This is a genomic window from Telluria sp. ZB4P36 (assembly GCF_059685865.1).
The window spans coordinates 46,940-69,350 of record NZ_JCASIE010000002.1 but is presented as its reverse complement, the minus strand read 5'-3'; the positions used below and the strand labels follow the sequence as shown (position 1 = coordinate 69,350).

Genomic DNA, 22,411 nt, shown 5'->3' with positions numbered 1-22,411 from the left:
CGCCCCCGCGATGGTAAAATCGCGGGTTATCCGGCAACACCGTTGCTAACTCCGCTTCTAAAGGTTTCCTAGTGCTATCCACTGCCAATATCACGATGCAATTCGGCGCCAAGCCGCTCTTCGAGAACATCTCCGTCAAGTTTGGCGAAGGCAACCGTTACGGCCTGATCGGCGCGAACGGCTGCGGCAAGTCGACGTTCATGAAGATCCTCGGCGGCGACCTCGAACCCTCGGCCGGCAACGTCAGCCTCGACCCGGGCGAGCGCCTGGGCAAGCTGCGCCAGGACCAGTTCGCCTATGAAGACGTGCGCGTCCTCGACGTCGTCATGATGGGCCACACCGAACTCTGGAACGCGATCTCGGAACGCGACGCCATCTATGCCAATCCGGAGGCGACCGACGAAGACTACATGCGCGCCGCCGAATTGGAAGGCAAGGTCGCCGAATACGACGGCTACTCGGCCGAAGCGCGCGCCGGCGAGCTGCTGCTCGGCCTGGACATCGCCAGCGACCTGCACCAGGGCCCGATGAGCGCCGTGGCGCCGGGCTGGAAACTGCGCGTGCTGCTGGCCCAGGCCCTGTTCTCGAACCCGGACATCCTGCTGCTGGACGAGCCGACCAACAACCTGGACATCAACACGATCCGCTGGCTGGAAGACATCCTGAACCAGCGCAACTCGACGATGATCATCATCTCGCACGATCGTCACTTCCTGAACCAGGTCTGCACCCACGTGGCCGACATGGACTACGGCACCCTGAAGGTCTATCCGGGCAACTACGACGACTACATGCTGGCCTCGACCCAGGCCCGCAACCAGCAGTTGGCCAACAATGCCAAGGCCAAGGAAAAGGTCGCGGAACTGCAGGACTTCGTGCGCCGCTTCTCGGCGAACAAATCCAAGGCGCGCCAGGCGACTTCGCGTGCCAAGATGATCGACAAGATCAAGATCGAGGAATTCAAGCCGTCCTCGCGTGCCTATCCCTTCGTCCGCTTCGAAGGCGAGAAGAAGCTGCACCGCCTGGCGGTGGAGACCGAGGGCCTGTCGAAAGCCTACGAGCGCCAGCTGTTCAAGAACTTCTCGATCATGGTCGAGGCGGGCGAGCGCATCGCCATCATCGGCGCCAACGGCGCCGGCAAGACCACGCTGCTGCGCTGCATCGGCGGCCAGGACATCACCGGTCTGGCGGCCGACCAGGGCCGCGTGAAGTGGGCCGAGAACGCCAACGTCGGCTACATGCCCCAGGATCCGACCGAAGAATTCGCTGGCGGCGAAAACCTCACCGACTGGATGGGCCAGTGGACCCAGGAAGGCGACGACGACCAGGCCGTGCGCTCGATCCTTGGCCGCCTGCTGTTCGGCGGCGACGAAGTCAAGAAATCCGTGAAGGTGCTGTCCGGTGGCGAAAAGGGCCGCATGATGTACGGCAAGCTGATGCTGGGCCGCCACAATGTGCTGCTGCTCGACGAGCCGACCAACCACATGGACATGGAATCGATCGAATCGCTGAACATTGCTCTTGATAAATACGCCGGCACCATGATCTTCGTCTCGCACGACCGCGAGTTCGTGTCTTCGCTGGCCACCCGCGTCCTCGAGATCCGTGAGAACGAGATCGTCGATTTCCGCGGCAACTACGAAGAGTATCTGACGAGCCAGGGCATCGACTGACAGGAGAGCGCCGCATGATCATCGCACCGATCAAGACTTATGAGTACGACCGGCCCCAGGCCGGCGCGGCCTGCACGGCCGAGGCCTGGGCGCGCACGCCCGCCACCCCGACGGCCAGTGAAAAAGCCGAACTGAAGGAGCGCATCAAGCGCCTCCTGAAAGAGCGCAATGCGGTGCTGGTCGCCCACTACTACGTGGACGCCGACCTGCAGGACCTGGCCGAGGAAACCGGCGGCTGCGTGTCGGATTCGCTGGAAATGGCGCGTTTCGGCCGTGACCACCCGGCCCAGACCCTGGTCGTGGCCGGCGTGCGCTTCATGGGCGAATCGGCCAAGATCCTGAGCCCGGAAAAGACCATCCTGATGCCGGACCTGGACGCGACCTGCTCGCTCGACCTGGGCTGCCCGGCCGACGAATTCGCCGCCTTCTGCGACCAGCATCCGGACCGTACGGTGGTGGTGTACGCCAACACCAGCGCCGCCGTGAAGGCGCGCGCCGACTGGATGGTGACCTCGTCGATCGGCCTGGACATCGTCAAGCACCTGCATGAGCAGGGCAAGAAGATCCTGTGGGCGCCGGACCGCCACCTGGGCGCCTACATCCAGAAGCAGACCGGCGCCGACATGCTGCTGTGGCAGGGTTCCTGCCTGGTGCACGACGAATTCAAGGGCATCGAACTCGACCTGCTCAAGGCCGAGCACCCGGAAGCCAAGGTGCTGGTGCACCCGGAATCGCCGGCCAACGTGGTAGCCCAGGCCGACGTGGTCGGCTCGACCACCCAGCTGATCAACGCCGCCGTGAACCTGCCGGCCACCACCTTCATCGTCGCCACCGACAACGGCATCCTGCACAAGATGCGCGCCGCCGCGCCGGGCAAGCACTTCATCGAAGCCCCGACCGCCGGCAACAGCGCGACCTGCAAGAGCTGCGCGCACTGCCCTTGGATGGCCATGAACGGCCTCAAGAACCTGGCCGAAGTGCTCGAAAGCGGCGCCAACGAGGTCCACGTCGATCCGGAAATCGGACGCCAGGCCAAGCGCGCGATCGACCGCATGCTCGATTTCGCGGCCGCCAAGAAGGCGCAAGCCCTGCCGAGCGGTGCGCTCGAGCAGAACGCCACCCTGTTCAACGGAGTAGGCCCGGCATGACGACCCTGCGCAATCCCTTCATTTCCGCAGACCAGTCCGACGAGAAACTGCAGGCGGCCTTCGAGGCCAACATCCTGGCGGCGCTGCTGGAAGACGTCGGCACCGGCGACCTGACCGGCTTGCTGGTCCCCGTCGAACCGCGCGTGCGGGCCCGCGTCATCGTGCGCGAAGAGGCCGTGCTGTGCGGCGCGCCCTGGTTCGAGGGCGTGATGCTGGCCGTCGACCAGGACATCGCGATCGACTGGCACTACGCCGAAGGCGACGTCATGGCCAAGGATTCGACCGTCTGCACCATCGAAGGCTGCCCGCGCTCGCTGCTCACCGCCGAGCGCGCGGCCCTGAACTTCATGCAGCTGCTGTCTGGCGTGGCCAGCGCCACCCGCAAGTACGTGGACCTGATCGCCGGCACCAATGCGGCCATCCTCGACACCCGCAAGACCCTGCCTGGCCTGCGCCTGGCCCAGAAGTACGCGGTGCGCGTCGGCGGCGGCAAGAACCAGCGCATGGCCCTGTACGACGGCATCCTGATCAAGGAAAACCATATCGCCGCCGCCGGCGGCGTCACGCGGGCGCTGCAGGCGGCCGGGGCGCTGGACTCGGGCGCGCCGGTGCAGATCGAGGTGGAGACCATCGCCCAGCTCGAGGAAGCGCTGGCAGCGGGCGTCAAGTCGGTCTTGCTGGACAACTTCGACCTCGACATGATGCGCGAAGCCGTGCGCGTGAACGGCGGCCGTGCGCTGCTGGAAGCCTCGGGCGGCATCAAGCTGGAAACCGTGCGTGCGATCGCCGAAACCGGCGTCGACCGAATCTCGATCGGCAGCCTGACCAAGGACGTGCGCGCGACCGACTACTCGCTGCGCATCGTGGGGACCGTATGATGGACTGGAGCAGGCTGCGTATCTCGACTGGCGCAAGGGTCATGTGGCTGGCTTTGGGGCTGCTGCTGGGCCTGCCGACCCTCGCGAACGGGGTGAGCACCCATAACACGGCCGACCTGTGCTTCGGCATCGGCATGGTGCTGGTCGGGGTCCGCGGTTTCCTGCGGCCGGTCATGTTCGGCAAGGCCGTGCGGATGGAAATGGATCCGCGCACGGCGCAAGTGTCGATCGGGACGCCGATGCTGCATGGCGGCCTGTCGATGGTGATTTTCATCGCGCTGACCGCCGGCATCGTCATCAAGTACGTGCTCAAGGGCTGAACCGGCCTTGGGCAGGATGGGGTAGCGCGTTCGCGCCACCCCGCCTGTTCACACCCCGCTCTCGCTGGCTCGCGCCAGCGCCTCCGCCTCGGGCGTGCGCATATGCACCGGCTCGCCCACCTCCGCGGCGATTGCGTCGATCGCCGCCATCACCTTGTCCGGATGCGCGTAATGGGTCATGTGGCCCACGCCCGGCACCAGCTCCAGCTGGCTCAGCGCCAGCCGCTCGCTGAGCCGCTCCGAGTTGTGGCCGGCATCGACGATCTTGTCCTGGGTCCCGGCCAGGATCACCGCCGGCACCTTCAGCTCCGCATAGCGCTTCGACAGCGAAGCGGCCGAGGGAATCATCATCGCCGTCTCGGCCGCGGCGGCGCGCAGCTGATTCGGCCGCAGGGCCATCCATACCGGGAAGGCGTCGAAGCGCTTGTCCACCGGTTTCGGCGCGAAGGTCCGCTTGGCCATGCCCGGCCACAAGGCCCGCGAGATCAGCGGCGACACCGTATAGCGCAGCAGGTCGCCGACGATCGGCACGGCCGGCTGGGTCATGGTGGCCACATCGAGCCGGATGCTTGGGTAGTAGTAACCCGACAGCAGCACCATCCCGCGCACGAAGTCGGGCTGCTGCAGCCCCATCGCGAGCGCAACCATCGTGCCCCAGGAGTGGCCGGCGACGATGGCCGACTCGACGCCGATCTGTTCGAGCGCGCGGTGCAGCAGGGCCGCCTGCTTGTCCGGGGTCCACACCGTGCCGCGCGGACGCTCGCTGTAGCCGAAGCCCGGCCGGTCGAAGGCGATGACGCGGTAGTGCTGCGCCGCCCGCTGCAGCAGGCCGGTGATCTCGAAATCCTTCGAGTACACGCCGTTCCCGTGCAGGAGCACGAGGACCGGGCCGGTGCCGCGGTCCAGGTAGTGCAGGCGCACGCCGTCGACCTCGATGAAATTCCCTTCGGGCGGGTTGTCGCGTTCGGCCTGCCTGGTCTTGGCGCGCACGTACAGGAACGAGGCGGCAAGGCCGATGCCGGCCAGGATGGCGCCCGTGCGCAGGCCGGTCGAACCGGCGGTGTTGGTCGTGGTAGTGCGGTAGCGCTTGGTCACAAAATCCCCCTGTGGTCGAGTAATGGTTGTGACTCCTCCGGCTCCTCCGCGTGGAGCAGGTCGGCGACGCGCGGCAGCAGCCGCTCGGCCGACTCTTCTATTTTCAGTTCGATCAGGTGGTCGGCCCGGGTACGCCCGAGGTTGACCGCGGCGATCGGCTTGCCCGTCTCATGCGCCATGCGGCAGAAACGGTAGCCCGAATACACCATCAGCGACGAGCCCACCACCAGCAGCGCGTCGGCCGCTTCCATCTGGGCCAGCGCGCAGGCGGTGCGCGGTGGCGGGATGCCGTCGCCGAAGAATACGACATCCGGCGCCAGCGCGCCGCCGCAATGGACGCACCAGGGCAGGTGGAAGTCCTCGAGCGCATCCGGCTCGATGGCGGCGTCGCCGTCGGGCAGCGGCGTCGCCATGATGTTGGCCAGTTCGGCATTCGCCTCGTTCAGCAGGGTCTGCACGAAGGCGCGCGGGAACTGCGCCTTGCAATGCATGCACACCACGCTGTGGACGTTGCCGTGCAACTCGAGCACCGCCAGGCTGCCGGCCTGCTGGTGCAGGCCGTCGACGTTCTGGGTCAGCAGGTAGCCGAAGCTGCCATGCTGCTCGAGCCGGGCCAGGGCATGGTGGCCGCCGTTGGGCCTGGCTTTCGCCATGATGGGCCAGCCGACCATGCTGCGCGCCCAGTAGCGGCGCTGGATGTCGGGTGAACGCCGGAATTCCGGCCCCTGGATCGGCTGGCGCCCGCGCCGGGTGCCGTCGCGGTCGCGGTAATCGGGAATGCCCGAGGCGGTGGACAGGCCCGCGCCCGTCAACACCAGCGCGCGCGGATACCGTTCCAGGAAATCCGCCAGCGCCTCGGCCTGGTCGTGAACGGTGAAACCTTCTGCCATGTTGCAATACCTCCATTGGCTGGGATCGTAACATCCCGGCCGCCGGCACCAACACACCTTTCCGGGCCGAACGACCGGTACCGCTCAACGCGCCGAGACGGCAATTCCGCCGACGATCATGCCGAAGGCCAGCACATGGTAGACATGGGGCGCCTCGCCCAGGAAGGCGGAGGACAGCAAGGCCGTGAACAGGGGTGTCAGGTTGATGAAGAAGGCGCCGATGCTCGGCCCGGCGCGCTGCACGCCGGCGCCCCAGCAGCGCATCGCCAGGATCGCCGGTCCGATCGCCACGTACAGCAGGGCCGCCACCAGCGGCCAGCTCCAGGCGATGTGCACATCCTGGAGCGCCCATTCGCCGCCCGTCAAGGCGGCCGACCACAGCACCCCATAGCCGACCTGGGCCAGCAGGAAGGCGGCCCAGTCGGCCCGCAGGCCGGGCACGTCCTTCTGCTGCATTAGCATCCAGCTGTAGAAGGACCAGGCGATGGTCGCCAGGATCATGGTCAGGTCGCCGGCCACCAGGCGCAAGCCCAGCAATTGATGGATGTCGCCGCGGCACAGCACCACCAGCACCCCGAGAATCGACAGCACGGCGCCCACGATCTGCTTGCGCTTGACCGGCACGCCGTAGAACAGGCGGCCGACCAGCAGCATCCAGACCGGCACGCCGGAAGCGACCAGGGTCACGTTGATCGGTGTGGAGCTCTGCAGGGCCAGGTATTGCAGCGAGTTGTACAGGCCCACCCCGAGCAGGCCGAGCATCGCATAGCGCCGCCAGTTGGCCAGCACGCCGCTGCCGTGCTTCAGGGCCGCGCGGCCGAGCGGCAGCAGCACCGCCAGCGCGATCGTCCAGCGGATCAGGTTGAGCGTCATCGGCGGCACCGCGTCGCGCACCAGGCGGCCGACGATGGCATTGCCGGCCCAGAGCACGGGCGGCACGGTCAACAGGAAGATGGTGGATGGCGTGAGGGCGGGGCGATGCATGATGGGATGGCCGGCCGGCACGAATGTCAGCGGCGTTCCGGCGTCAGTACGCTCGGCAGCGCCTTCGGCAGGGTGTCCGGGAAGTCACGCGAGTAATGCAGGCCGCGGCTTTCGTGGCGCGACAGTGCGCTGTTGACGATCAGCGAGGCCACCTCGACCAGGTTGCGCAGTTCGAGCAAGTCGTGCGTGATGCGGAAATTGCGGTAGTACTCGTCGATCTCTTCCTTCAGCAGGGCGGTGCGGTGCTGGGCGCGCTCGAGGCGCTTGGTGGTGCGCACGATGCCGACGTAGTTCCACATGAAGCGGCGCAGCTCGTCCCAGTTGTGGGCGATGACCACTTCTTCGTCGGCATTCGTGACGCGCGACTCGTCCCAGGGCGGCAGCACCGGGTTCTCGATCGGCGGCGCGGCGGCGATCTGGTGCGCGCAGGCGCGCCCGACCACGACGCACTCGAGCAGCGAATTGCTGGCCAGGCGGTTGGCCCCGTGCAGGCCGGTGCAGGCGGTCTCGCCGACCGCGTACAGGCCGGGGATGTCGGTGCGGCCGGCCAGGTCGGTGACGATGCCGCCGCAGGTGAAGTGCACCGCCGGCACCACGGGAATCGGCTCCTTGGTGATGTCGATGCCCAGCTCCAGGCAGCGCGCGTAGATCGTGGGGAAGTGCTCCTTGAGGAATTCCGGGTCCTGGTGGCTGATGTCGAGGTGGACGTAGTCCAGGCCGCGCTTCTTCATCTCGAAGTCGATCGCGCGCGCCACCACGTCGCGCGGCGCCAGTTCGCCGCGCTCGTCGTGGGCCGGCATGAAGCGGGTGCCGGCGGCGGCGCCGGCTTCGGGCGGCAGTTTCAACAGGCCGCCTTCGCCGCGGATCGCCTCGGTGATCAGGAAGGATTTCGCATACGGGTGGTACAGGCAGGTCGGGTGGAACTGGATGAACTCCATGTTCGACACCCGGCAGCCGGCGCGCCAGGCCATCGCAATGCCGTCGCCGGTGGCGGTGTCGGGATTGGTGGTGTACAGGTAGACCTTGCCGGCGCCGCCGGTGGCCAGCACGGTGTGTTCGGCCTCGAAGGTGAGCACCTGGCCGCTCTCTTCGTCCTGGACGTACAGGCCGTAGCAGCGCGGCTGGCCCACCAGGTGCGGCGCGTTCCCGCTGAGGCCCTTGCCGGTCAGCTTGTCGGAGGTGATGACGTCGATCGCGCAGTGGTGCTCGAACAGGGCGATGTTCGGATGCGCGCGCACCTTCTGCTCGAGCGTCACCTGCACCGCGTGGCCGGTGGCGTCGGCCGCGTGGATGATGCGGCGCTGGCTGTGGCCGCCCTCGCGGGTCAGGTGGAAGCCCAGTTCGGCTGTCTCGTCGCGGGTGAAGGGGACGCCCTGTTCGATCAGCCATTCGATCGCCGCACGGCCGTTCTCGACGATGTAGCGGGTCGCCGCTTCCTCGCACAGGCCGGCGCCGGCCACCAGGGTATCGGTGATGTGCTGGTCGTGGCTGTCGCCCGAATCGAGCACCGCGGCGATGCCGCCCTGGGCCCAGTTGCTCGCCCCATCCAGCAGCGCGCGTTTGGAGATGATCGCAACCTTGCGCGTCTGCGCCAGGTGCAGGGCCACGGACAGGCCGGCCAGGCCGCTGCCGACAATAGCGACGTCAAATTTCATGGCAATGTCATGTTTGTACAGAGGCATCACTATAGTCGATTTGGACGTTCTTCGTTAGGGCGGGGCCGGAGGGTCAAGGTCGGGACAGTGTACGCCCACGCACGGATGGGGCGGCGGCCGCGCGTTAGGATCGGCCTTCCACCTAACAGTGAGGAAGCCCATGTCACCCAATAACGCCCAGGCGCACGCGGCCGCCCTGCAGGACAAGATCGGCCCGATGCGCTTCGCCATGTTCACGACGCGCGACCACAACGGTCACCTGGTCAGCCAGCCCATGACCAAGCAGCAGGTCGACGCCGAAGGCGGTCTGTGGTTCTACACCCGCACCACCACCGAGCTGTGGGACAACATCGCCCACCAGCCGGAAGTCAACGTCAGCTTCGCCGACCCCGACGACAGCACCTGGGTGTCGGTCAGCGGCCGCGCCGAGCGCGTGGTCGACCGCGCCCAGATCCACGCCCTGTGGAACCCGATGGTGCAGGCCTGGTTCCCGGCCGGTCCCGCGGACGAGCACGTCGTGCTGGTGCGGGTGATGCCGCATGCGGCCGAGTACTGGGATGCCAACGACAGCAAGATGGTGCGCATGTTCGCCATGGCCAAGGCTGCCGTGACCGGCTCGGCGCCGGACCTGGATGCCGACCACGGCAGCATCCGGATGTAAGAAGAGGAAGGGTTAGCGGGGCCGCGGCAGGTCACGCTCGTCCTGGTTCGCGCCGGTCTCGGGCGTACCGAGGCCGGTGCCCGTCGGGCTGGCCTGGTTCGGACGCGTGTCCTGCGGACCGCGGGCGCTGTTCGTCATCGCGCTGCCTTCGGCTTCGACCTGCCGGCCGGCGGCCGATGTGCCGTCGGGCGCGTTCAGGGTTTCGCCGGCCTGGTTGCGGGTCAGGCCGCCGCCGCCGCTGCCGCCGGTCTCCTGCTGGGTTTCGTGGCTGGGCGTCGCGCCTTGCTGGCCGCTGGTCGTGCCGCCGACGCCGAGTGTCGTGGACGGGTCCTGCGCTGGATTCGGATTGCTCATCTCGGGCTCCTTCTATGCTGGAAAACCCATTATGCCGACGATCCCGCGCAGGCAGCGCAGGCCTTATTCGTAGCGCTTGAAGACGCCGGTCTTGCCGCCGTCCTTCACCAGCAGCACCTCGTAGGGATCCTTGCGCGGGCCTTCCATGCCCGGCGATCCCATCGGCATGCCGGGCACCGCCAGCCCGCGCGCCTTCGGCTTCTCGGCCAGCAGGCGCTTGATGTCGGCGGCCGGCACGTGGCCTTCGACCGCGTAGCCGCCCACGCGCCCGGTATGGCAGGACCCGTATTGCGCGGGGATGCCGAACTTCTCGCGGTAGGCGGCCGTGTCGGCGACGTTGTGCGCCTGGACCGTGAAGCCGTTCGCCTCCAGGTGCTTGATCCACTCCTTGCAGCAGCCGCAGTATTCGGTCTTGTATACCTCGATCACCGGCTGGGCGGCGCTGGCGGCCAGCGGCAGGCAGAGGAGAGCGGCAACACCGGCATTGACGAGGAAACGCGCGACCATCATGACTCCGAAAGTGAAGGAACAAGCCGCATTATGCCCGAGCCGCGCGCTTGGTGGGCCGGCCCGGCGATGCTATACTGTACATAAACACAGTATCCACACCGCCCATGCCCAGCTTCCTACCGATCGACCTCGATCCGCTCCCCGAAGACTCGCCGCTGCGCCTCGCGGCCAGCGCGCGCGGCGCCGTGTTCCGCGGCGTCGCCGACGAGCCGGTGACCGACGCCAGGTCCGACGCCGAACTGGCGCGCGAATACATCGGCCAGGGAGAGCTGAGCCCGAAATCCATCGCCAACACCCGGAAGGAGCTGTACCGTTTCCTCACCTGGTGCCGCGAAGAGGCGCGCAAGACTTTCCAGGGACTGACGGTCGGCGACCTGAACGCCTACAAGGAATTCATCCGCAATCCACCGCCCGAATGGATCTCCACCACCAAATGGCCGCGCAACGATCCGCGCTACCGGCCATTCTCGGGGCCGCTGTCAGACGCCAGCCGACGCCAGGCAATGATCGCGGTGAAGGGCCTGCTCGGCTACGCGGAGCAGACCGGCTACCTGCGGCGCAACCCGGCGCGGCTGGTGCGCAACGTGCGCGCCAGCCATGCGGGCCGCATCGCGCGCTACCTGACGCCGCAGGCGATCGCGCACGCGCTCGACGCCGTCGCCGCGCGCGCCGCCGACACGCCGGCGGCGATCCGCCAGCGCGAGCGCGACCGCTTCCTGCTGGTGGCCTTCGCCCAGACCGGCGCGCGCCTGAACGAGATCGTCGGCGCCCACATGGGCGCCATCTACAGCGAGGGCGACGGGCGCTGGTGGCTGGACGTGATGGGCAAGGGCGCCAAGCCGCGCCGCCTGCCGGTGCCGCCGGCGATGCTGGCCGCCTTCCGCGACTACCGCCAGGCCTTCGGCCTGCTGCCGCAGGCCAGCCGCGCCGACCGCACGCCGCTGGTGCTCTCCAGCCGCAGCCGGGAAGCGGTACGCATCACCGACGAAGCGGCGTCGGAGGCGCTCAAGGCGGTGTTCATGGCGGCCGCCGACCGTGCGGCCGGCCAGGGCGACGGCGACAGTGCGTCCGCGCTGCGCCAGGCATCGACGCACTGGCTGCGCCACAGCATGCTGACCAACCACGCCAACAGCGGCGTCCAGCTCAAGACCTTGCAGGACACGGCCGGCCACGCCAACATCGCGACCACGGCGGCCTACCTGCACAAGCAGGATCACGAACGCCACGACGAGATCGTGGGTTCGAAAGGAAGCGGCTTGCTGCCCTGAGATCGTACGGGGCCGGGCCGGCCTCAGATCGGCAGTTCCGAGGTGCCGCCATCCGAACTGCCGAAGTCCTGCAGGTCGTCGAGCGACAACCGGCCCTCGTTCAAGGCCGCGACGATCGACGCCAGCTGTTCCTGGTCCGGGTGCAGGTAGATGATGCGCTGCTCGAGTTCGTTGTCCCAGTACTTCGTGTACGGGACGTCGGTCTCCGCCATCACCCGGGCGTCGAAACTCCCGTCCATCATTTCGCCGACCAGAATGACCTTGGCCGTGTCCGGCCGCGTATTGTTCACGGTGATGCCCATGCTCTTCCTTTCGAGTGATCAGTTCGCATAGCGCATTCTTACCCACACGCAGCCAGGCTGCAAACGCGCGCCGCCAGCCGTGCGCGGGCGGCGGGCTCAGGGCCGGGCCCCGGTGGCACACACCGGCGGACCATCGAGGTAGCGCCAGCCGCCGGGCCAGGGCGCGCCGGCGCGCTCCAATGCGACCCGGCCGCCGGCGCCACAGAGGACGGCATGGGCTTGCGCGGAATCGGCATTCAACAGGATCTTGCGTGCGGCGGACAAGGAGGGGTAGCCAGCCACCACGTGCTCGCGCGCGGCGCCGTCGGCATGCACGGCGCGCTCCAGGAAGATCTCCGGTTCCGGTGCATACAGGTCAGGGAAATGATCCAGCATGAGCCTGGCGAGCGGACTGAACTCGACGTGGCTGTAGCTGCGCGCAAACGTGACGGTGCCGGCCTGGACCAGCAGCATCGCCGCCAGCAGCACGAGCGGCCAACGCCGCGCATGGTGCAGGTAGGCCAGGGCCAGGTACAGGACCGGCATGCCGCCCCAGAACGCGTAGCGCATCATGCCCGCCGAGCCGGAATTCCAGTTCACCGTCGACAGCGAGGGCAGGGCCATGACGACGCCGAACAGCAGCGCCGCGAGCGTGTGCGGCAGCCAGCGCAAGCGGTCTTTCCCGGCCACTTGCACCAGCACCAGCGCCATGGCGACCGGCAGCCCGACGATGGCGCCCTGGTTCAGGTCGAAGAAGAAGGAGATCAGCCGTGCCGGCGTGATCAGCGCAGGGTCGGTGGCCAGCGTCGCGATAATGCTGGGGACGCCGAACAGCGCCGCGTTGAACAGCACCGGCACCGCCGCCAGCAGGATCTGCAGGAGCGAAGCCAGGACGGTGTGGCGCGTCAGGACCTTGCGCAGCGCCGCGCCCCAGCTTGCGCCTTCGTATGCGTGGAGGTAGCAGACCCGGATCGCCGGTGCGAACACCGCAAAGAACACCAGCGGCGGATTCTGCATCGCCGCGATGCCCGCCAGCAGCGCGGCCAGGTAAGGGTGGCCGCGCAGCACGAACACCAGGCCGGACAGCAGGGCGCAGGCGCTGAAAAACTCCGGGCTGCACCAGTTCGAATACAGGAGCCCGCCGGACAGCAGGAAAAACAGCGTGCCGAACATGGCGCGCCGCGGCGAGCCGCTGAAACGGTACAGTGCGATGGTGAGGAGGGCCAGGGCCGTGAGGTTCACCACCTGGTAGGCCTTGAAGGGCTTGCCGCCAAGGCTGTCGATCAGCTTGAAGGGCAGGGCGGCCAGGGCCGGATAGGCGAAGAAGTGGATCGCGTAATAGCCGCCGTCCTTGCCGCGCACGAAGCCGGGGAAGGGGTGCGCCCGGCCTTGCCGCATGCCGGCGCGCAGCTGATCGTGGACGGCGACAAAGCCGACCTCGGGCGACAGCCGGTGCGCGAGCTCGACGTCGGGCAGGCGGATGTCGGGCGTCCCGTGGGCGGCGAGGGCGATCGTCATCAGCGCATATTCCTGGAAGTCGCCGCTCTTGGACGGGCGGGTCAGCAGCAGGGCGGCCAGGGACAAGAGCGCGATGAACAGGGCGACTTGGCCGCCGGGCCGGGCAGGGAGAAGGCGATGCATGGGCCGAGATTCTAGCTTGCAATCTCAGCAATAGGAATGGTGGGCAAGCACATTATCCGCAGCGGGTCGCGCGCAGAGGGAATGCAATAGCATACCGATACTTTATGAGGGGCGCTCGCAGCATGTTCATGCCATATTTCACTCGACATTAGCATATATAATGTCGAGTTCGCTCTGAACGGGAGCTCCGGTATGATGACGGCCTATCCAAAAGACAGGCCAACAATGACGATGCAGATCGAAGCGGTTTCCTCCGGCGCCAGGGCGCAGCACAACGAAGACTGGGCCGGCAGTTTCAGCACGCCCGACACGACCGAACTCGTGATCGTCGATGGCGGCACTTCCGTCGCCGACCATGACTACATCGATCCGGTGCATGGCGACGTGGTCTGGTTCGTCGCGCGTTTCACGGCAGCGCTGGGCGCCGCCATCGACGCCGGCCTCGGACAGCAGGACGCCGCGCATGCCGCCGTCGATGCGGTCTACCGCGAATTCCGCGAACGCAGCAGCGGCCAGGAGATCCCCTTGTATGCGTGGCCGATCGCGGCGCTGAGCTGGGTGCGTGCGCGCAGGACGGCGGCCGGCCACCGGCTCGACTTGTACTGCCTGGGCGACTGCAAGATCCTGATGCGCACGCCGGGCGGCGAGATCCTCGACCTCGATCCCTTCGTCAATCCGCAGGAGGCGATCCTGCGCGCCGAGATCGCGAAGCTGCGCGCCGAAGGCCTGGCGGACCCGGCAGCCAGGCAGGCCCGGCTCATGCCGATGCTGCGCAGCCGCCGCGAATACCAGAACAGCGTCGCCGGCACGAATTCCCTGTGCCTGCGCCCGAACGGCGCCTTCGCTGCACGCAGTTTCACGGTCGAGGCGCCGGCCGGTTCGATCGTGCTCGCCATGACTGACGGCTTCTACCGGCTGGTGGATACCTATGGCCTACATACGCCCGCCAGCCTGTTCGCATTGTGCACGGAACACGGGCTGCTGGCGGCCGTCGAGGAACTGCGGCGCTTCGAGACTGCGGCGCAAGCCACGGCTTCGAGCGCGGTGAAGCGCGCGGACGATGCCTCGGCGATCCTGTGGCGCGCCTCAGCTATGCCATTGGAGAGAGCATAAAGCGGGCCGGACACGTTTCCGCCGAAGGCTGGTTGTTATTTAACAACACCCTTGCCATCCCCATCATCGAAGCGGCTCAGCCTGCCTTTCGCCGATTTCCTCTGAATCGCGCCTGCAGAGCGCTTCTTCCCTGCACATTTGGACAAATGCATATGGGGCATGCTGCCTTATATGCATAGTATGGAATATCTATTTTCCAATCCGCCTACGCAAACTCCTGTGTTTATTAAATACAATTGTCAAATTCTCCTCACCTTGGGCAGCACACGATGCTGCACACGGCGGAGGAGGATCCCAGACTGCTTCCGACCTGGCGGCAGATTCAAAGACAACAGGAGATAGTTCATGGCAGTAAAAACAAAACTGGCGCGTTCGCTCGCCCTCGCATTCGGGGCGACCGCACTGACGCTGGGCATGAGTTCGACGGTACTGGCACAATCGAACACGACGGGTAACGTGTACGGCGCGGTGGAAAGCCCGGCCGGCGCGACGGTCGTCATCGAGAACCTGGATACCAAGCTGCGCCGCACTGCAAGCGTGGAAAGCAATGGCCGCTTCCTGGCGACCTCGCTGCCGCCGGGCCGCTACTCGGTCCAGCTGGTGCGCAACGGCCAGGTCATCCAGAGCCGCGAAGTCGAAGTGCTGATCGGTCAGGGCGCGGAAGCCGTCTTCAATACCCAGCAGGTGCAGATCGTCGGCCGCCGCCGGTCGATCGACGTGACCAACACCAACAACGGTGCCATTTTCACTGCCTCGCAACTGGAAAAACTGCCGGTCGCGCGTAACGTCGAGTCGATCATCCTGATCGCCCCGAACACCACCCAGGGCGACAGCCGTTATCCGAACGGCGCCAACAGCTTCGGCGGCGGCGCGGTGTCGGAGAACTCCTACTACGTCAACGGCTTCCCGGTCACCAACCCGCTGACCCAGCTGGGCTACATGGAACTGCCGTTCGGCGCCATCAGCCAGGCCCAGATCCTGACCGGCGGCTTCGGCGCGGAATTCGGCCGCTCGGTCGGCGGCGTCGCCAACATCACCACCAAGAGCGGTACCAACCGCTGGGAAGCGGGCGGCATCGCACAGTGGGAACCGAAGGCCCTGGGCGCCAGCCAGGTCGACATCTATTACCCCAACGTGGGCGCGACCAACACCGCCGCGACCGACGGCACCCTGTACCGCCGCCGCTCGGTCAACGAGACCGACCGCAAGCTGCTGGGCGTGAACGTCGGCGGCCCGCTGATCCAGGACAAGCTGTTCTTCTTCGGCTCGCTGGAGCAGACCCGCACCAACTTCGAGGGCACGAACGCGGTCAACGGCCTGCGCACCAACACCTCGTCGGGCATCCGCGGCTGGGAAGACTCCGAAACCGACACCACCCGCTACCTGGTGAAGCTCGATTGGAACATCAACGACAACCACCGTCTCGAGTACACCGGCTTCGGCGACACCTCGAAGAAGGACAAGTACCTGTCGGGCTATAACTACACCGACGGTTCGCGCAACGGCGTCACCGGCGCCAGCGAGCATTACAAGAACTTCTCGGGCGAGACCCCGGTCGGCGGTATCGTCAACATCGCCAAGTACACCGGCAACATCACCGACAACCTGACCGTGCTGGCCCTGTACGGCCGCTCGACCACCAAGCACGAGAACACCTACGGCACCTATGCCGGCGTGAACCCGAACGTATACCAGATCTCGTCCACGCCTGCGGCCCGCGTCCCGGGCCTGGCGTATCCGAACCCGAACCCGATCACCGGCAACGTCCCGGTGACCGGGGGCAGGGACACCGTCGAGTCCGCACGTCTGGACCTGGAATACAAGTGGGGCAACCACACGATCCGCGCCGGTATCGACGAGAACAGGCTGAGTTCCGAGGATGCGGGCGTGTACCGCGCCGGCGGCGGCCTGTGGACCTATGCGCGCAGCTCGCAACCGCCGACCACCCCGATTCCGCTGCAGAACGTGGTGGTGGCGCCGGCCAGTGGCGGCGGCTACGGCCTCCAGGGTTACTACGTGACCGAAACCAAGTTCACGTCGATCACCGATGCCTACTCGGACCAGTCGGCGCAGTACATCGAAGACCGCTGGCAAGTCACCAAGGACCTGCTGCTGACGATCGGCGTGCGTAACGAGCAGTTCGAGAACCGCAATGGCGACAAGCAAAAGTTCATGGACATCAAGGACCAGGTCGCGCCGCGTTTCGCTGCCGCCTGGGACGTCAACGGCGATTCCTCGCTGAAGGTGTTCGGTACCGCCGGCCGCTACTTCGTGCAGGTCCCGACCAACATCTCGGTGCGCGGCGCATCGCGCTCGCTGTTCACGACCCAGTCCTTCACCTACACGGGTGTCGATCCGGTCACCGGCGCCCCGCAGGGCCTGGTGCCGCTGGCGCCGGCGCCGTTCTCGACCAACAACGAGTATTTCCAGGTCAAGCACCCGAATACCGTTGCCGCGACCAACCTGCGCCCGACCTACCAGGACGAGCTGACCCTGGGCTTCGAGCGTGCGCTCACGCCTGACCTGACCTTCGGCGCCCGCGCGACCTACCGCACCCTGCGTTCGACCATCGACGACATGTGCGACAACCGTCCGTTCCTGGCCTGGCTGGCGCGCAATCCCGGCGTCAACACCTCGAAGTGGACCGGTTTCGGCTGCGCGGCCTTCAATCCGGGTGAGGACAACACCTTCCTGGTCGATTTCGCCAACACCGGCAGCAACCTGACCGAAGTCAAGCTGAGCAAGGCCGACCTGGGCTTCGACGATGCGAAGCGTACCTACAAGGCGGTGGACCTGTTCCTCGAGCATCCTTTCCGCAATGGCTGGTACGGCAAGGTGAACTACACCTGGTCGAAGAACTACGGCAACACCGAAGGCCAGACCCAGTCGGACATCGGCCAGCTCGACGTGTCGCACACGATCAGCTGGGACAAGCCTGAGCTGATGCGCGGCAAGTACGGCCCGCTGCCGAACGATCGCACCCACCAGCTGAAGGCCTTCGGTTTCTACCAGTTCACGCCGGAGTGGATGGTCGGCGGAAACCTGCTGGCGCAATCCGGCCGTCCGAAGAACTGCCTGGGTTCGGACCCGACCGTGCCGGCCGCGCACAGCTACGGTTCTTTCTACGACACGTGCTTCGGCCGTCCGGCGCCGCGCGGCTCCGAAGGCCGTCTGTCGTGGACCACGCGCCTGGACCTGAACGTGGCCTACATGCCGTCCTTCGTGCCGGGTATGTCCGTGAAGCTCGACGTGTTCAACGTGATGAACCGCCAGACCGTGCAGTCGATCTCGGAACAGCTGAACAGCGGCTCGACCCAGACCCGCCTGGACAGCTACCACCGTGTGCTGTCGACCCAGTCGCCGCGTTATGCGCGCTTCTCGGTGGAGTACAACCACAAGTTCTGAGCGTTCACGCGCCTGAACTGAAGGGGACCGCGGGCGCAAGCCCGCGGTTTTTCTTTTTGGCCGCAGCTCGATCGCGGATCAGATTTGACATAATATAGATTATGCGGTGTTTACGATTGGCGCTCAGGAATGGATTGCCATGATGACGCTCTAGCCCGCAGAGGCGAATTTGATAGTTATGCCGAACTAGATTTGCAGGCCGCCGCCCTGTGCGCCCTGATACGGCAGCGTGCACCAGCTCGCCCCAATGCCGGGCTAGACCGCGCAGCATGGCGTCACGCGCGCCGTGGCGCATGATTGCACGCTCGGGCCTGCCTACGCGCGTGCTTTTGATATCGATCAAAGCGATACTGCTCGGTAGTGCTAGCTTGGCCTTCATATGCCTGTGCCGGTTTAGCACTTCTGCCGTCACGGAGCCTTATTTCACATCAGGCGGCAACTCATGACAGCGAACCTCATTCCCGGAGCCACGCAGTCCGACCGGCGCACGGAAATGGCCTTGCGCGGTGAAGCCTTGTATGGCGACGATTTTTCGGCGGACGAGATCGCGTCGTGGTTCGAGGACGAGCGCGAAGGTTATTTCGACCTCTACGGTTCCGCCGAGCCTGTGGCCGAGACCTCCTCCTACCACTACGCCGCGCTGGCGATGGAGCATGGATTCAGCCGCCTGCCCAATCGCGACTACCCGTCGATCCTGGGCATCGGCAGCGCGAATGGCGCCGAGCTCATCCCCGTGCTGCCCAAGACCAGAAGCATTACCATCCTCGAACCCTCGGACGCCTACACCTCGACCGAATTGGGCGGCAAGCCGCTGCGCTACGTGAAACCGGTCCCGAGCGGCGCCATTCCGTTCCCGGACGACAGCATCGACCTGATCGTGTGCTTTCATGCGCTGCACCACATTCCGAACGTCAGCACAGTAATCCAGGAAATGTTCAGGGTGCTCAAACCGGATGGCTATGTCCTCTTGCGCGAGCCGACCCATTCCATGGGCGACTGGCGTTACCCGCGGCGTGGCCTGACCAAGCGCGAGCGGGGCATCCCGCACCAGATCTTCCGCAAGATCATCGTCGACGCCGGGTTCGACGTCCGCTACGAGGCCATGTGCACGTTTTCGCTGATGTCGCACGTCCCCGCCTTCAAGGGCCACCATATCCTCGACAACAAGTGGGGCGTCAAGCTGGACGGGATGATTTGCCGCTTGCCGGTCTGGCCGCGCTACTATCACGCGACCCGGACCTGGCAGAAGATCCGTCCCGTTTCCATCGCCTTCGTCCTGCGCAAGCCCTGAAGCCGGCAGGCGGCCTGACAGGAACAGGGCAAGGATCGGCGTCGTAACAAACTCAGTTCCAGCAACTTCGACCTGACAGTTTCGCTTCCAGATCCGAGAAGTAAAACTGTCAGATCACGTGGGTCTTGCTGTCGCCTTTCCTATGCGCTGATTACCTACGGGTCTAACAATATTACTTCTGAGGGCTTATCATGCGCAGCATGTTTACCTGCTTCGATATTGGCGGCAGCGCCATCAAATGCGCCGTCGCGACCGCCGACGGCCGGATCGGCGAACTGGAGCGCGTGCCGACGCCCGCCCACGACTTCGCCGCCTTCAGCGCCGCCATGGGGGCGCTGATCGCGGCCGGCGGCCCATCGCGCGGCGTGGCGATCTCGATCGCCGGCGTGATCGATCCGGACGATGGCCGCATCAAGTGCGCCAACATTCCCTGCATCGACGGCCGATCGCTGGCCGCCGACCTGGGCGCCGCGCTCGGGCTGCCGGTCTGGATCATCAACGACGCCGACAGCTTCGCCCTGGCCGAAGCCCAGGCCGGCGCCGGCCGCGGCCACGCCAGCGTGTTCGGCCTGATCCTCGGCACCGGCGTCGGCGGCGGCCTGGTCATCGGCGGCCGGCTGATCGGCGGCCCTGGCGGCTTTGCCGGCGAATGGGGCCACGGCCCCGTGGCCGCAAGCTTCGCCGGAACCCCGCCCCAGGCCATTCCGCGCTACCCCTGCGGCTGCGGCCAGACCGGCTGCCTCGACACGGTCGGCGGCGCGCGCGGCCTGGAACGCCTGCACCTGGCCTTGCACGGGCAGCCGCTGGACAGCCGCCAGATCGTCGCCGCCTGGGAGGCCGGCGATGCCGCCGCCGAGCGCACGATCGACTGCTTCATCGACCTGCTGCGCGGACCGCTGGCGATGCTGGTCAACACCCTCGGCGCCTCGATCCTGCCGGTCGGCGGCGGACTTGCCAACAGCGCGCCGCTGATCGCGCGGCTCGACCAGGCGGTGCGCGCCGCAATCCTGCGCAAGACCGCCGCGCCCATCATCGTGCCCGGCCAGTCCGGTGCCGAACCGGGACTGATCGGCGCGGCCTGGCTGGGCCTGGAAAAACTGGGCGGCGCCCATGCTTGAGCCGATCACGCTGGAAGTCTGCGTCGACGACGTCGCCGGACTGGCCGCTGCGCTTGCGGGTGGCGCCGACCGCATCGAGCTGTGCAGCGCGCTGGATATCGGGGGCCTGACGCCCAGCGCGGGCCTGCTGCGCGCGGCATCCGCCAGCCCGGTGCCGGTGGTCGCCATGATCCGCCCGCGCGGCGGCGACTTCTGCTTCGACGCTGGGGAAACGGCGCTGATGCTGGACGAGATCGACGCGGTCGCCGCCGCCGGCCTGCAAGGCGTGGTGCTGGGCGCTTCGCTGCCGGACGGCCAGCTGGACCGGGACACGCTGGAGCGGCTGGTGCGCCGCGCCAGCGACCATGGCTTGCGCTGCACGCTGCACCGCGCCATCGACCTGTGTCCGGATCTTGCGCAGGCAACCGGCCTGGCCATCGCGCTGGGCTTCGAGCGCATCCTGACTTCCGGCGGCGCCACCAGCGCGCCGCAAGGCCTGGCCGGCCTGCAGCGCTGCTTCGACGCCGCCGCCGGCCGCATCACGATCATGCCCGGCGCCGGCATCAACGCGGACAACGTGCAGCTATTGCGTGCGGGGCTGCCGCTGCGCGAGGTCCACGCCTCCTGCTCCGAGCCGCTGCCTGCGCCGGCGCCGCAGGTGGCGGCACTGGGCTTCGATTCCGGCAGCCGGCGCCGCACCAGTCCCGCTAAAGTCGCGGCCCTGAAAGCTAAACTGCAGGGGTGATACCGCCCTTTGCTTGAAATACACAGGGGCGTATGCAACACTCGACGGGATAGCCTAGCGGAGCCCCCTGTTTGACCTTCGATCCGACCCTTCTTGCCCCCTACCTTGGCGACCTGGCAGCCGGAGCGCGGCTGACCGCCCTCGCCTGCGCACTGGCCCTGGCCGGCGGCCTCGCCCTGGGCATCGCGGCGGCCCTGATGCGCACCGCCGCAGCGCCGCCGGCACGCCGTGCGGCCGAGGTCTACGTCGACGTCTTCCGCAATGTCCCCTTCATCGTCCAGCTGTTCTTCCTGTTCTACGGCCTGCCCGAGATCGGCCTCGAGCTGAGCGCGTTCGACACCGGCGTACTGGCGCTGGCGCTGGCGGGCGGCGCCTTCACCTCCGACGTGATCCGCTCCGGCATCCTGGCGGTCGAACCGGGCGTGCTGGAGGCGGCGCAGGTCAGCGGCCTGTCGCGCCTGGCGATCGTCCGGCGCATCGTGCTGCCCATCGCGCTGCGCAGCTCCGTCCGTCCCCTGGGATCGGTCTTCGTCAACCTGATCCTGACCTCGTCCATCCTGTCGGCGATCACCCTCAATGAACTGACCGGCAGCGCGAAGATCGTCGCCTCGGATACCTTCCAGCCCTTCGAGGTCTACCTGCTGCTCCTGCTGATGTATGCCGTGCTGACCTGGCTGGTGTCCTTGTCGGCCGGCGCCCTGCACCGGCGCCTGAACCGGGACCTGGCCTGATGCGCTACGCCGAATTCACGCCCCACGACCTGGTCTTGCTGCTGCAGGGCCTGGGGGTTTCCGTCGCCCTGTTCGCCGCGACCACCGTCATCGGCCTGGTCATCGGCCTGGCCTGGGCGCTGCTGCGCTACTACCGCACGCCGCTGCTGGCGCCATTGGCCGCCCTGCTTGCCGAGCTGCTGAAGAATTCCCCAGTGCTGGTGCAGCTGTTCCTGGTGTTCTTCGGCTTGCCTGTGCTGCTGCAGACCGAGCTGACGCCGGTGGAAGCCGCCCTCATCACCCTGTCCGGCAACACGGCGGCCTTCGTCTACGTGATCGCGGTCTCCGCCATCGAATCGGTCGGGCGCGAGCAGCTGGAAACCGCGCGCGTGTTCGGCCTGAGCCGCTGGCAAAGCCTGCGCCGCATCGTGGCGCCGCAGGCGGCGGCCTTCGGATTCGGGCCGCTTGCCGGGCTGCTGGTCAACCAGCTGCAGGTGACCTCGCTGATTTCGGTGATCGGCGTGGTCGACCTGACCAAGGTGGGCGCGATCCTGAACCTGCGCACGCTCGAGCCCTTCATCGTATGGGCCGTGATCGGCCTGCTGTACTACCTGATGGCCCGCCTGATCGCGACACTCTGTGCCCGCGCCGAGGCGCGCTTGCGGGCGCACACTCAATGGAAGGGTCTCTAG

Annotated in this window: 21 protein-coding genes; 13 read left to right on the top strand and 8 right to left on the bottom strand. The window is 66.7% G+C overall.

What is annotated here, in order from left to right; translation table 11 throughout:
* The first annotated feature begins 71 nt into the window (after nt 1-71).
* From AC56LK_RS03125 to AC56LK_RS03110, 4 genes are read left to right on the top strand one after another with little or no spacing between them, the layout of a single operon-like run.
* Nucleotides 72-1,673: an ABC-F family ATPase gene (locus AC56LK_RS03125; protein WP_497183109.1), complete on the top strand. Its 1,602-nt coding sequence runs from the start codon at nt 72-74 to the stop codon at nt 1,671-1,673.
* Nucleotides 1,674-1,687: 14 nt separating this feature from the next.
* Entirely contained in the window at nt 1,688-2,821 is a 1,134-nt protein-coding gene (gene nadA, locus AC56LK_RS03120; RefSeq protein ID WP_497183108.1) for a quinolinate synthase NadA, read from the top strand.
* The gene (nadC, locus tag AC56LK_RS03115; protein WP_497183107.1) at nt 2,818-3,699 is read left to right on the top strand and encodes a carboxylating nicotinate-nucleotide diphosphorylase; all 882 of its coding nucleotides are present in this window, start codon (nt 2,818-2,820) and stop codon (nt 3,697-3,699) included. Before nadA ends, nadC begins: the two co-directional genes overlap by 4 nt.
* A 41-nt stretch (nt 3,700-3,740) precedes the next feature.
* Complete coding sequence (locus tag AC56LK_RS03110; RefSeq protein ID WP_497183106.1) at nt 3,741-4,019, top strand: hypothetical protein; 279 nt, start codon at nt 3,741-3,743, stop codon at nt 4,017-4,019.
* Nucleotides 4,020-4,067: 48 nt separating this feature from the next.
* Here AC56LK_RS03110 and AC56LK_RS03105 read toward each other — a convergent pair whose 3' ends face one another.
* The 4 genes from AC56LK_RS03105 to nadB form a co-directional block, all read right to left on the bottom strand.
* A complete protein-coding gene (locus AC56LK_RS03105; protein WP_497183105.1) occupies nt 4,068-5,114 on the bottom strand; it encodes an alpha/beta fold hydrolase in 1,047 nt (348 codons plus the stop codon).
* Nucleotides 5,111-6,004 (bottom strand): NAD-dependent protein deacetylase, encoded by an 894-nt coding sequence (locus AC56LK_RS03100; protein WP_497183104.1) that lies wholly within the window; start codon nt 6,002-6,004, stop codon nt 5,111-5,113. The genes AC56LK_RS03105 and AC56LK_RS03100 overlap by 4 nt, the downstream gene beginning before the upstream one ends.
* 84 nt (nt 6,005-6,088) lie before the next feature.
* Entirely contained in the window at nt 6,089-6,988 is a 900-nt protein-coding gene (locus AC56LK_RS03095) for a DMT family transporter (RefSeq protein WP_497183103.1), read from the bottom strand.
* A gap of 26 nt (nt 6,989-7,014) precedes the next feature.
* On the bottom strand, nt 7,015-8,643 hold the full coding sequence (gene nadB, locus AC56LK_RS03090; RefSeq protein WP_497183102.1) for an L-aspartate oxidase: 1,629 nt from the start codon (nt 8,641-8,643) through the stop codon (nt 7,015-7,017).
* A 160-nt stretch (nt 8,644-8,803) separates the two neighbouring features.
* Here nadB and AC56LK_RS03085 point away from each other — a divergent pair, with 160 nt between their 5' ends.
* Entirely contained in the window at nt 8,804-9,304 is a 501-nt protein-coding gene (locus AC56LK_RS03085) for a pyridoxamine 5'-phosphate oxidase family protein (RefSeq protein ID WP_497183101.1), read from the top strand.
* 12 nt (nt 9,305-9,316) lie between these two features.
* Here the strand turns inward: AC56LK_RS03085 and AC56LK_RS03080 are convergent, their stop codons facing one another.
* A complete protein-coding gene (locus AC56LK_RS03080; protein ID WP_497183100.1) occupies nt 9,317-9,658 on the bottom strand; it encodes a hypothetical protein in 342 nt (113 codons plus the stop codon).
* Between the two features lie 63 nt (nt 9,659-9,721).
* Entirely contained in the window at nt 9,722-10,165 is a 444-nt protein-coding gene (locus tag AC56LK_RS03075) for a DUF411 domain-containing protein (RefSeq protein WP_497183099.1), read from the bottom strand.
* 107 nt (nt 10,166-10,272) lie between these two features.
* On the opposite strand from AC56LK_RS03075, the gene AC56LK_RS03070 reads away from it, so the two are divergent.
* Nucleotides 10,273-11,436: a tyrosine-type recombinase/integrase gene (locus AC56LK_RS03070; RefSeq protein WP_497183098.1), complete on the top strand. Its 1,164-nt coding sequence runs from the start codon at nt 10,273-10,275 to the stop codon at nt 11,434-11,436.
* Nucleotides 11,437-11,459: 23 nt separating this feature from the next.
* On the opposite strand, the gene AC56LK_RS03065 is transcribed toward AC56LK_RS03070, so the two are convergent.
* Together AC56LK_RS03065 and AC56LK_RS03060 are read right to left on the bottom strand one after the other, a co-directional pair.
* Nucleotides 11,460-11,738, bottom strand: coding sequence for a hypothetical protein (locus AC56LK_RS03065; protein ID WP_497183097.1), 279 nt, complete (start codon nt 11,736-11,738; stop codon nt 11,460-11,462).
* 96 nt (nt 11,739-11,834) lie between these two features.
* The gene (locus AC56LK_RS03060) at nt 11,835-13,358 is read right to left on the bottom strand and encodes a hypothetical protein (RefSeq protein ID WP_497183096.1); all 1,524 of its coding nucleotides are present in this window, start codon (nt 13,356-13,358) and stop codon (nt 11,835-11,837) included.
* 225 nt (nt 13,359-13,583) lie between these two features.
* Here AC56LK_RS03060 and AC56LK_RS03055 point away from each other — a divergent pair, with 225 nt between their 5' ends.
* The 7 genes from AC56LK_RS03055 (at nt 13,584) to AC56LK_RS03025 (ending at nt 22,411) form a co-directional block, all read left to right on the top strand.
* On the top strand, nt 13,584-14,471 hold the full coding sequence (locus tag AC56LK_RS03055) for a hypothetical protein (RefSeq protein WP_497183095.1): 888 nt from the start codon (nt 13,584-13,586) through the stop codon (nt 14,469-14,471).
* 345 nt (nt 14,472-14,816) lie between these two features.
* Nucleotides 14,817-17,876: a TonB-dependent receptor gene (locus AC56LK_RS03050; RefSeq protein WP_497183094.1), complete on the top strand. Its 3,060-nt coding sequence runs from the start codon at nt 14,817-14,819 to the stop codon at nt 17,874-17,876.
* A gap of 442 nt (nt 17,877-18,318) precedes the next feature.
* A complete protein-coding gene (locus AC56LK_RS03045; RefSeq protein ID WP_497183093.1) occupies nt 18,319-19,167 on the top strand; it encodes a class I SAM-dependent methyltransferase in 849 nt (282 codons plus the stop codon).
* A 191-nt stretch (nt 19,168-19,358) separates the two neighbouring features.
* Nucleotides 19,359-20,285: an ROK family protein gene (locus tag AC56LK_RS03040; RefSeq protein WP_497183092.1), complete on the top strand. Its 927-nt coding sequence runs from the start codon at nt 19,359-19,361 to the stop codon at nt 20,283-20,285.
* Nucleotides 20,278-21,009, top strand: coding sequence for a copper homeostasis protein CutC (locus AC56LK_RS03035; RefSeq protein ID WP_497183091.1), 732 nt, complete (start codon nt 20,278-20,280; stop codon nt 21,007-21,009). Before AC56LK_RS03040 ends, AC56LK_RS03035 begins: the two co-directional genes overlap by 8 nt.
* A gap of 71 nt (nt 21,010-21,080) precedes the next feature.
* Nucleotides 21,081-21,740, top strand: a complete 660-nt coding sequence (locus AC56LK_RS03030; protein WP_497183090.1) for an amino acid ABC transporter permease — start codon at nt 21,081-21,083, stop codon at nt 21,738-21,740.
* Complete coding sequence (locus AC56LK_RS03025; protein WP_497183089.1) at nt 21,740-22,411, top strand: ABC transporter permease subunit; 672 nt, start codon at nt 21,740-21,742, stop codon at nt 22,409-22,411. The genes AC56LK_RS03030 and AC56LK_RS03025 overlap by 1 nt, the downstream gene beginning before the upstream one ends.

Bases quoted from the DNA above. Each gene is read 5' to 3' on its own strand.
- nadA (WP_497183108.1), top strand. From the start codon at position 1,688: ATGATCATCGCACCGATCAAGACTTATGAGTACGACCGGCCCCAGGCC.
- nadC (WP_497183107.1), top strand. From the start codon at position 2,818: ATGACGACCCTGCGCAATCCCTTCATTTCCGCAGACCAGTCCGACGAG.
- AC56LK_RS03110 (WP_497183106.1), top strand. From the start codon at position 3,741: ATGTGGCTGGCTTTGGGGCTGCTGCTGGGCCTGCCGACCCTCGCGAAC.
- AC56LK_RS03100 (WP_497183104.1), bottom strand. From the start codon at position 6,004: ATGGCAGAAGGTTTCACCGTTCACGACCAGGCCGAGGCGCTGGCGGAT.
- AC56LK_RS03095 (WP_497183103.1), bottom strand. From the start codon at position 6,988: ATGCATCGCCCCGCCCTCACGCCATCCACCATCTTCCTGTTGACCGTG.
- nadB (WP_497183102.1), bottom strand. From the start codon at position 8,643: ATGAAATTTGACGTCGCTATTGTCGGCAGCGGCCTGGCCGGCCTGTCC.
- AC56LK_RS03085 (WP_497183101.1), top strand. From the start codon at position 8,804: ATGTCACCCAATAACGCCCAGGCGCACGCGGCCGCCCTGCAGGACAAG.
- AC56LK_RS03080 (WP_497183100.1), bottom strand. From the start codon at position 9,658: ATGAGCAATCCGAATCCAGCGCAGGACCCGTCCACGACACTCGGCGTC.
- AC56LK_RS03075 (WP_497183099.1), bottom strand. From the start codon at position 10,165: ATGGTCGCGCGTTTCCTCGTCAATGCCGGTGTTGCCGCTCTCCTCTGC.
- AC56LK_RS03070 (WP_497183098.1), top strand. From the start codon at position 10,273: ATGCCCAGCTTCCTACCGATCGACCTCGATCCGCTCCCCGAAGACTCG.
- AC56LK_RS03065 (WP_497183097.1), bottom strand. From the start codon at position 11,738: ATGGGCATCACCGTGAACAATACGCGGCCGGACACGGCCAAGGTCATT.
- AC56LK_RS03060 (WP_497183096.1), bottom strand. From the start codon at position 13,358: ATGCATCGCCTTCTCCCTGCCCGGCCCGGCGGCCAAGTCGCCCTGTTC.
- AC56LK_RS03055 (WP_497183095.1), top strand. From the start codon at position 13,584: ATGACGATGCAGATCGAAGCGGTTTCCTCCGGCGCCAGGGCGCAGCAC.
- AC56LK_RS03050 (WP_497183094.1), top strand. From the start codon at position 14,817: ATGGCAGTAAAAACAAAACTGGCGCGTTCGCTCGCCCTCGCATTCGGG.
- AC56LK_RS03045 (WP_497183093.1), top strand. From the start codon at position 18,319: ATGACAGCGAACCTCATTCCCGGAGCCACGCAGTCCGACCGGCGCACG.
- AC56LK_RS03040 (WP_497183092.1), top strand. From the start codon at position 19,359: ATGCGCAGCATGTTTACCTGCTTCGATATTGGCGGCAGCGCCATCAAA.
- AC56LK_RS03035 (WP_497183091.1), top strand. From the start codon at position 20,278: ATGCTTGAGCCGATCACGCTGGAAGTCTGCGTCGACGACGTCGCCGGA.
- AC56LK_RS03025 (WP_497183089.1), top strand. From the start codon at position 21,740: ATGCGCTACGCCGAATTCACGCCCCACGACCTGGTCTTGCTGCTGCAG.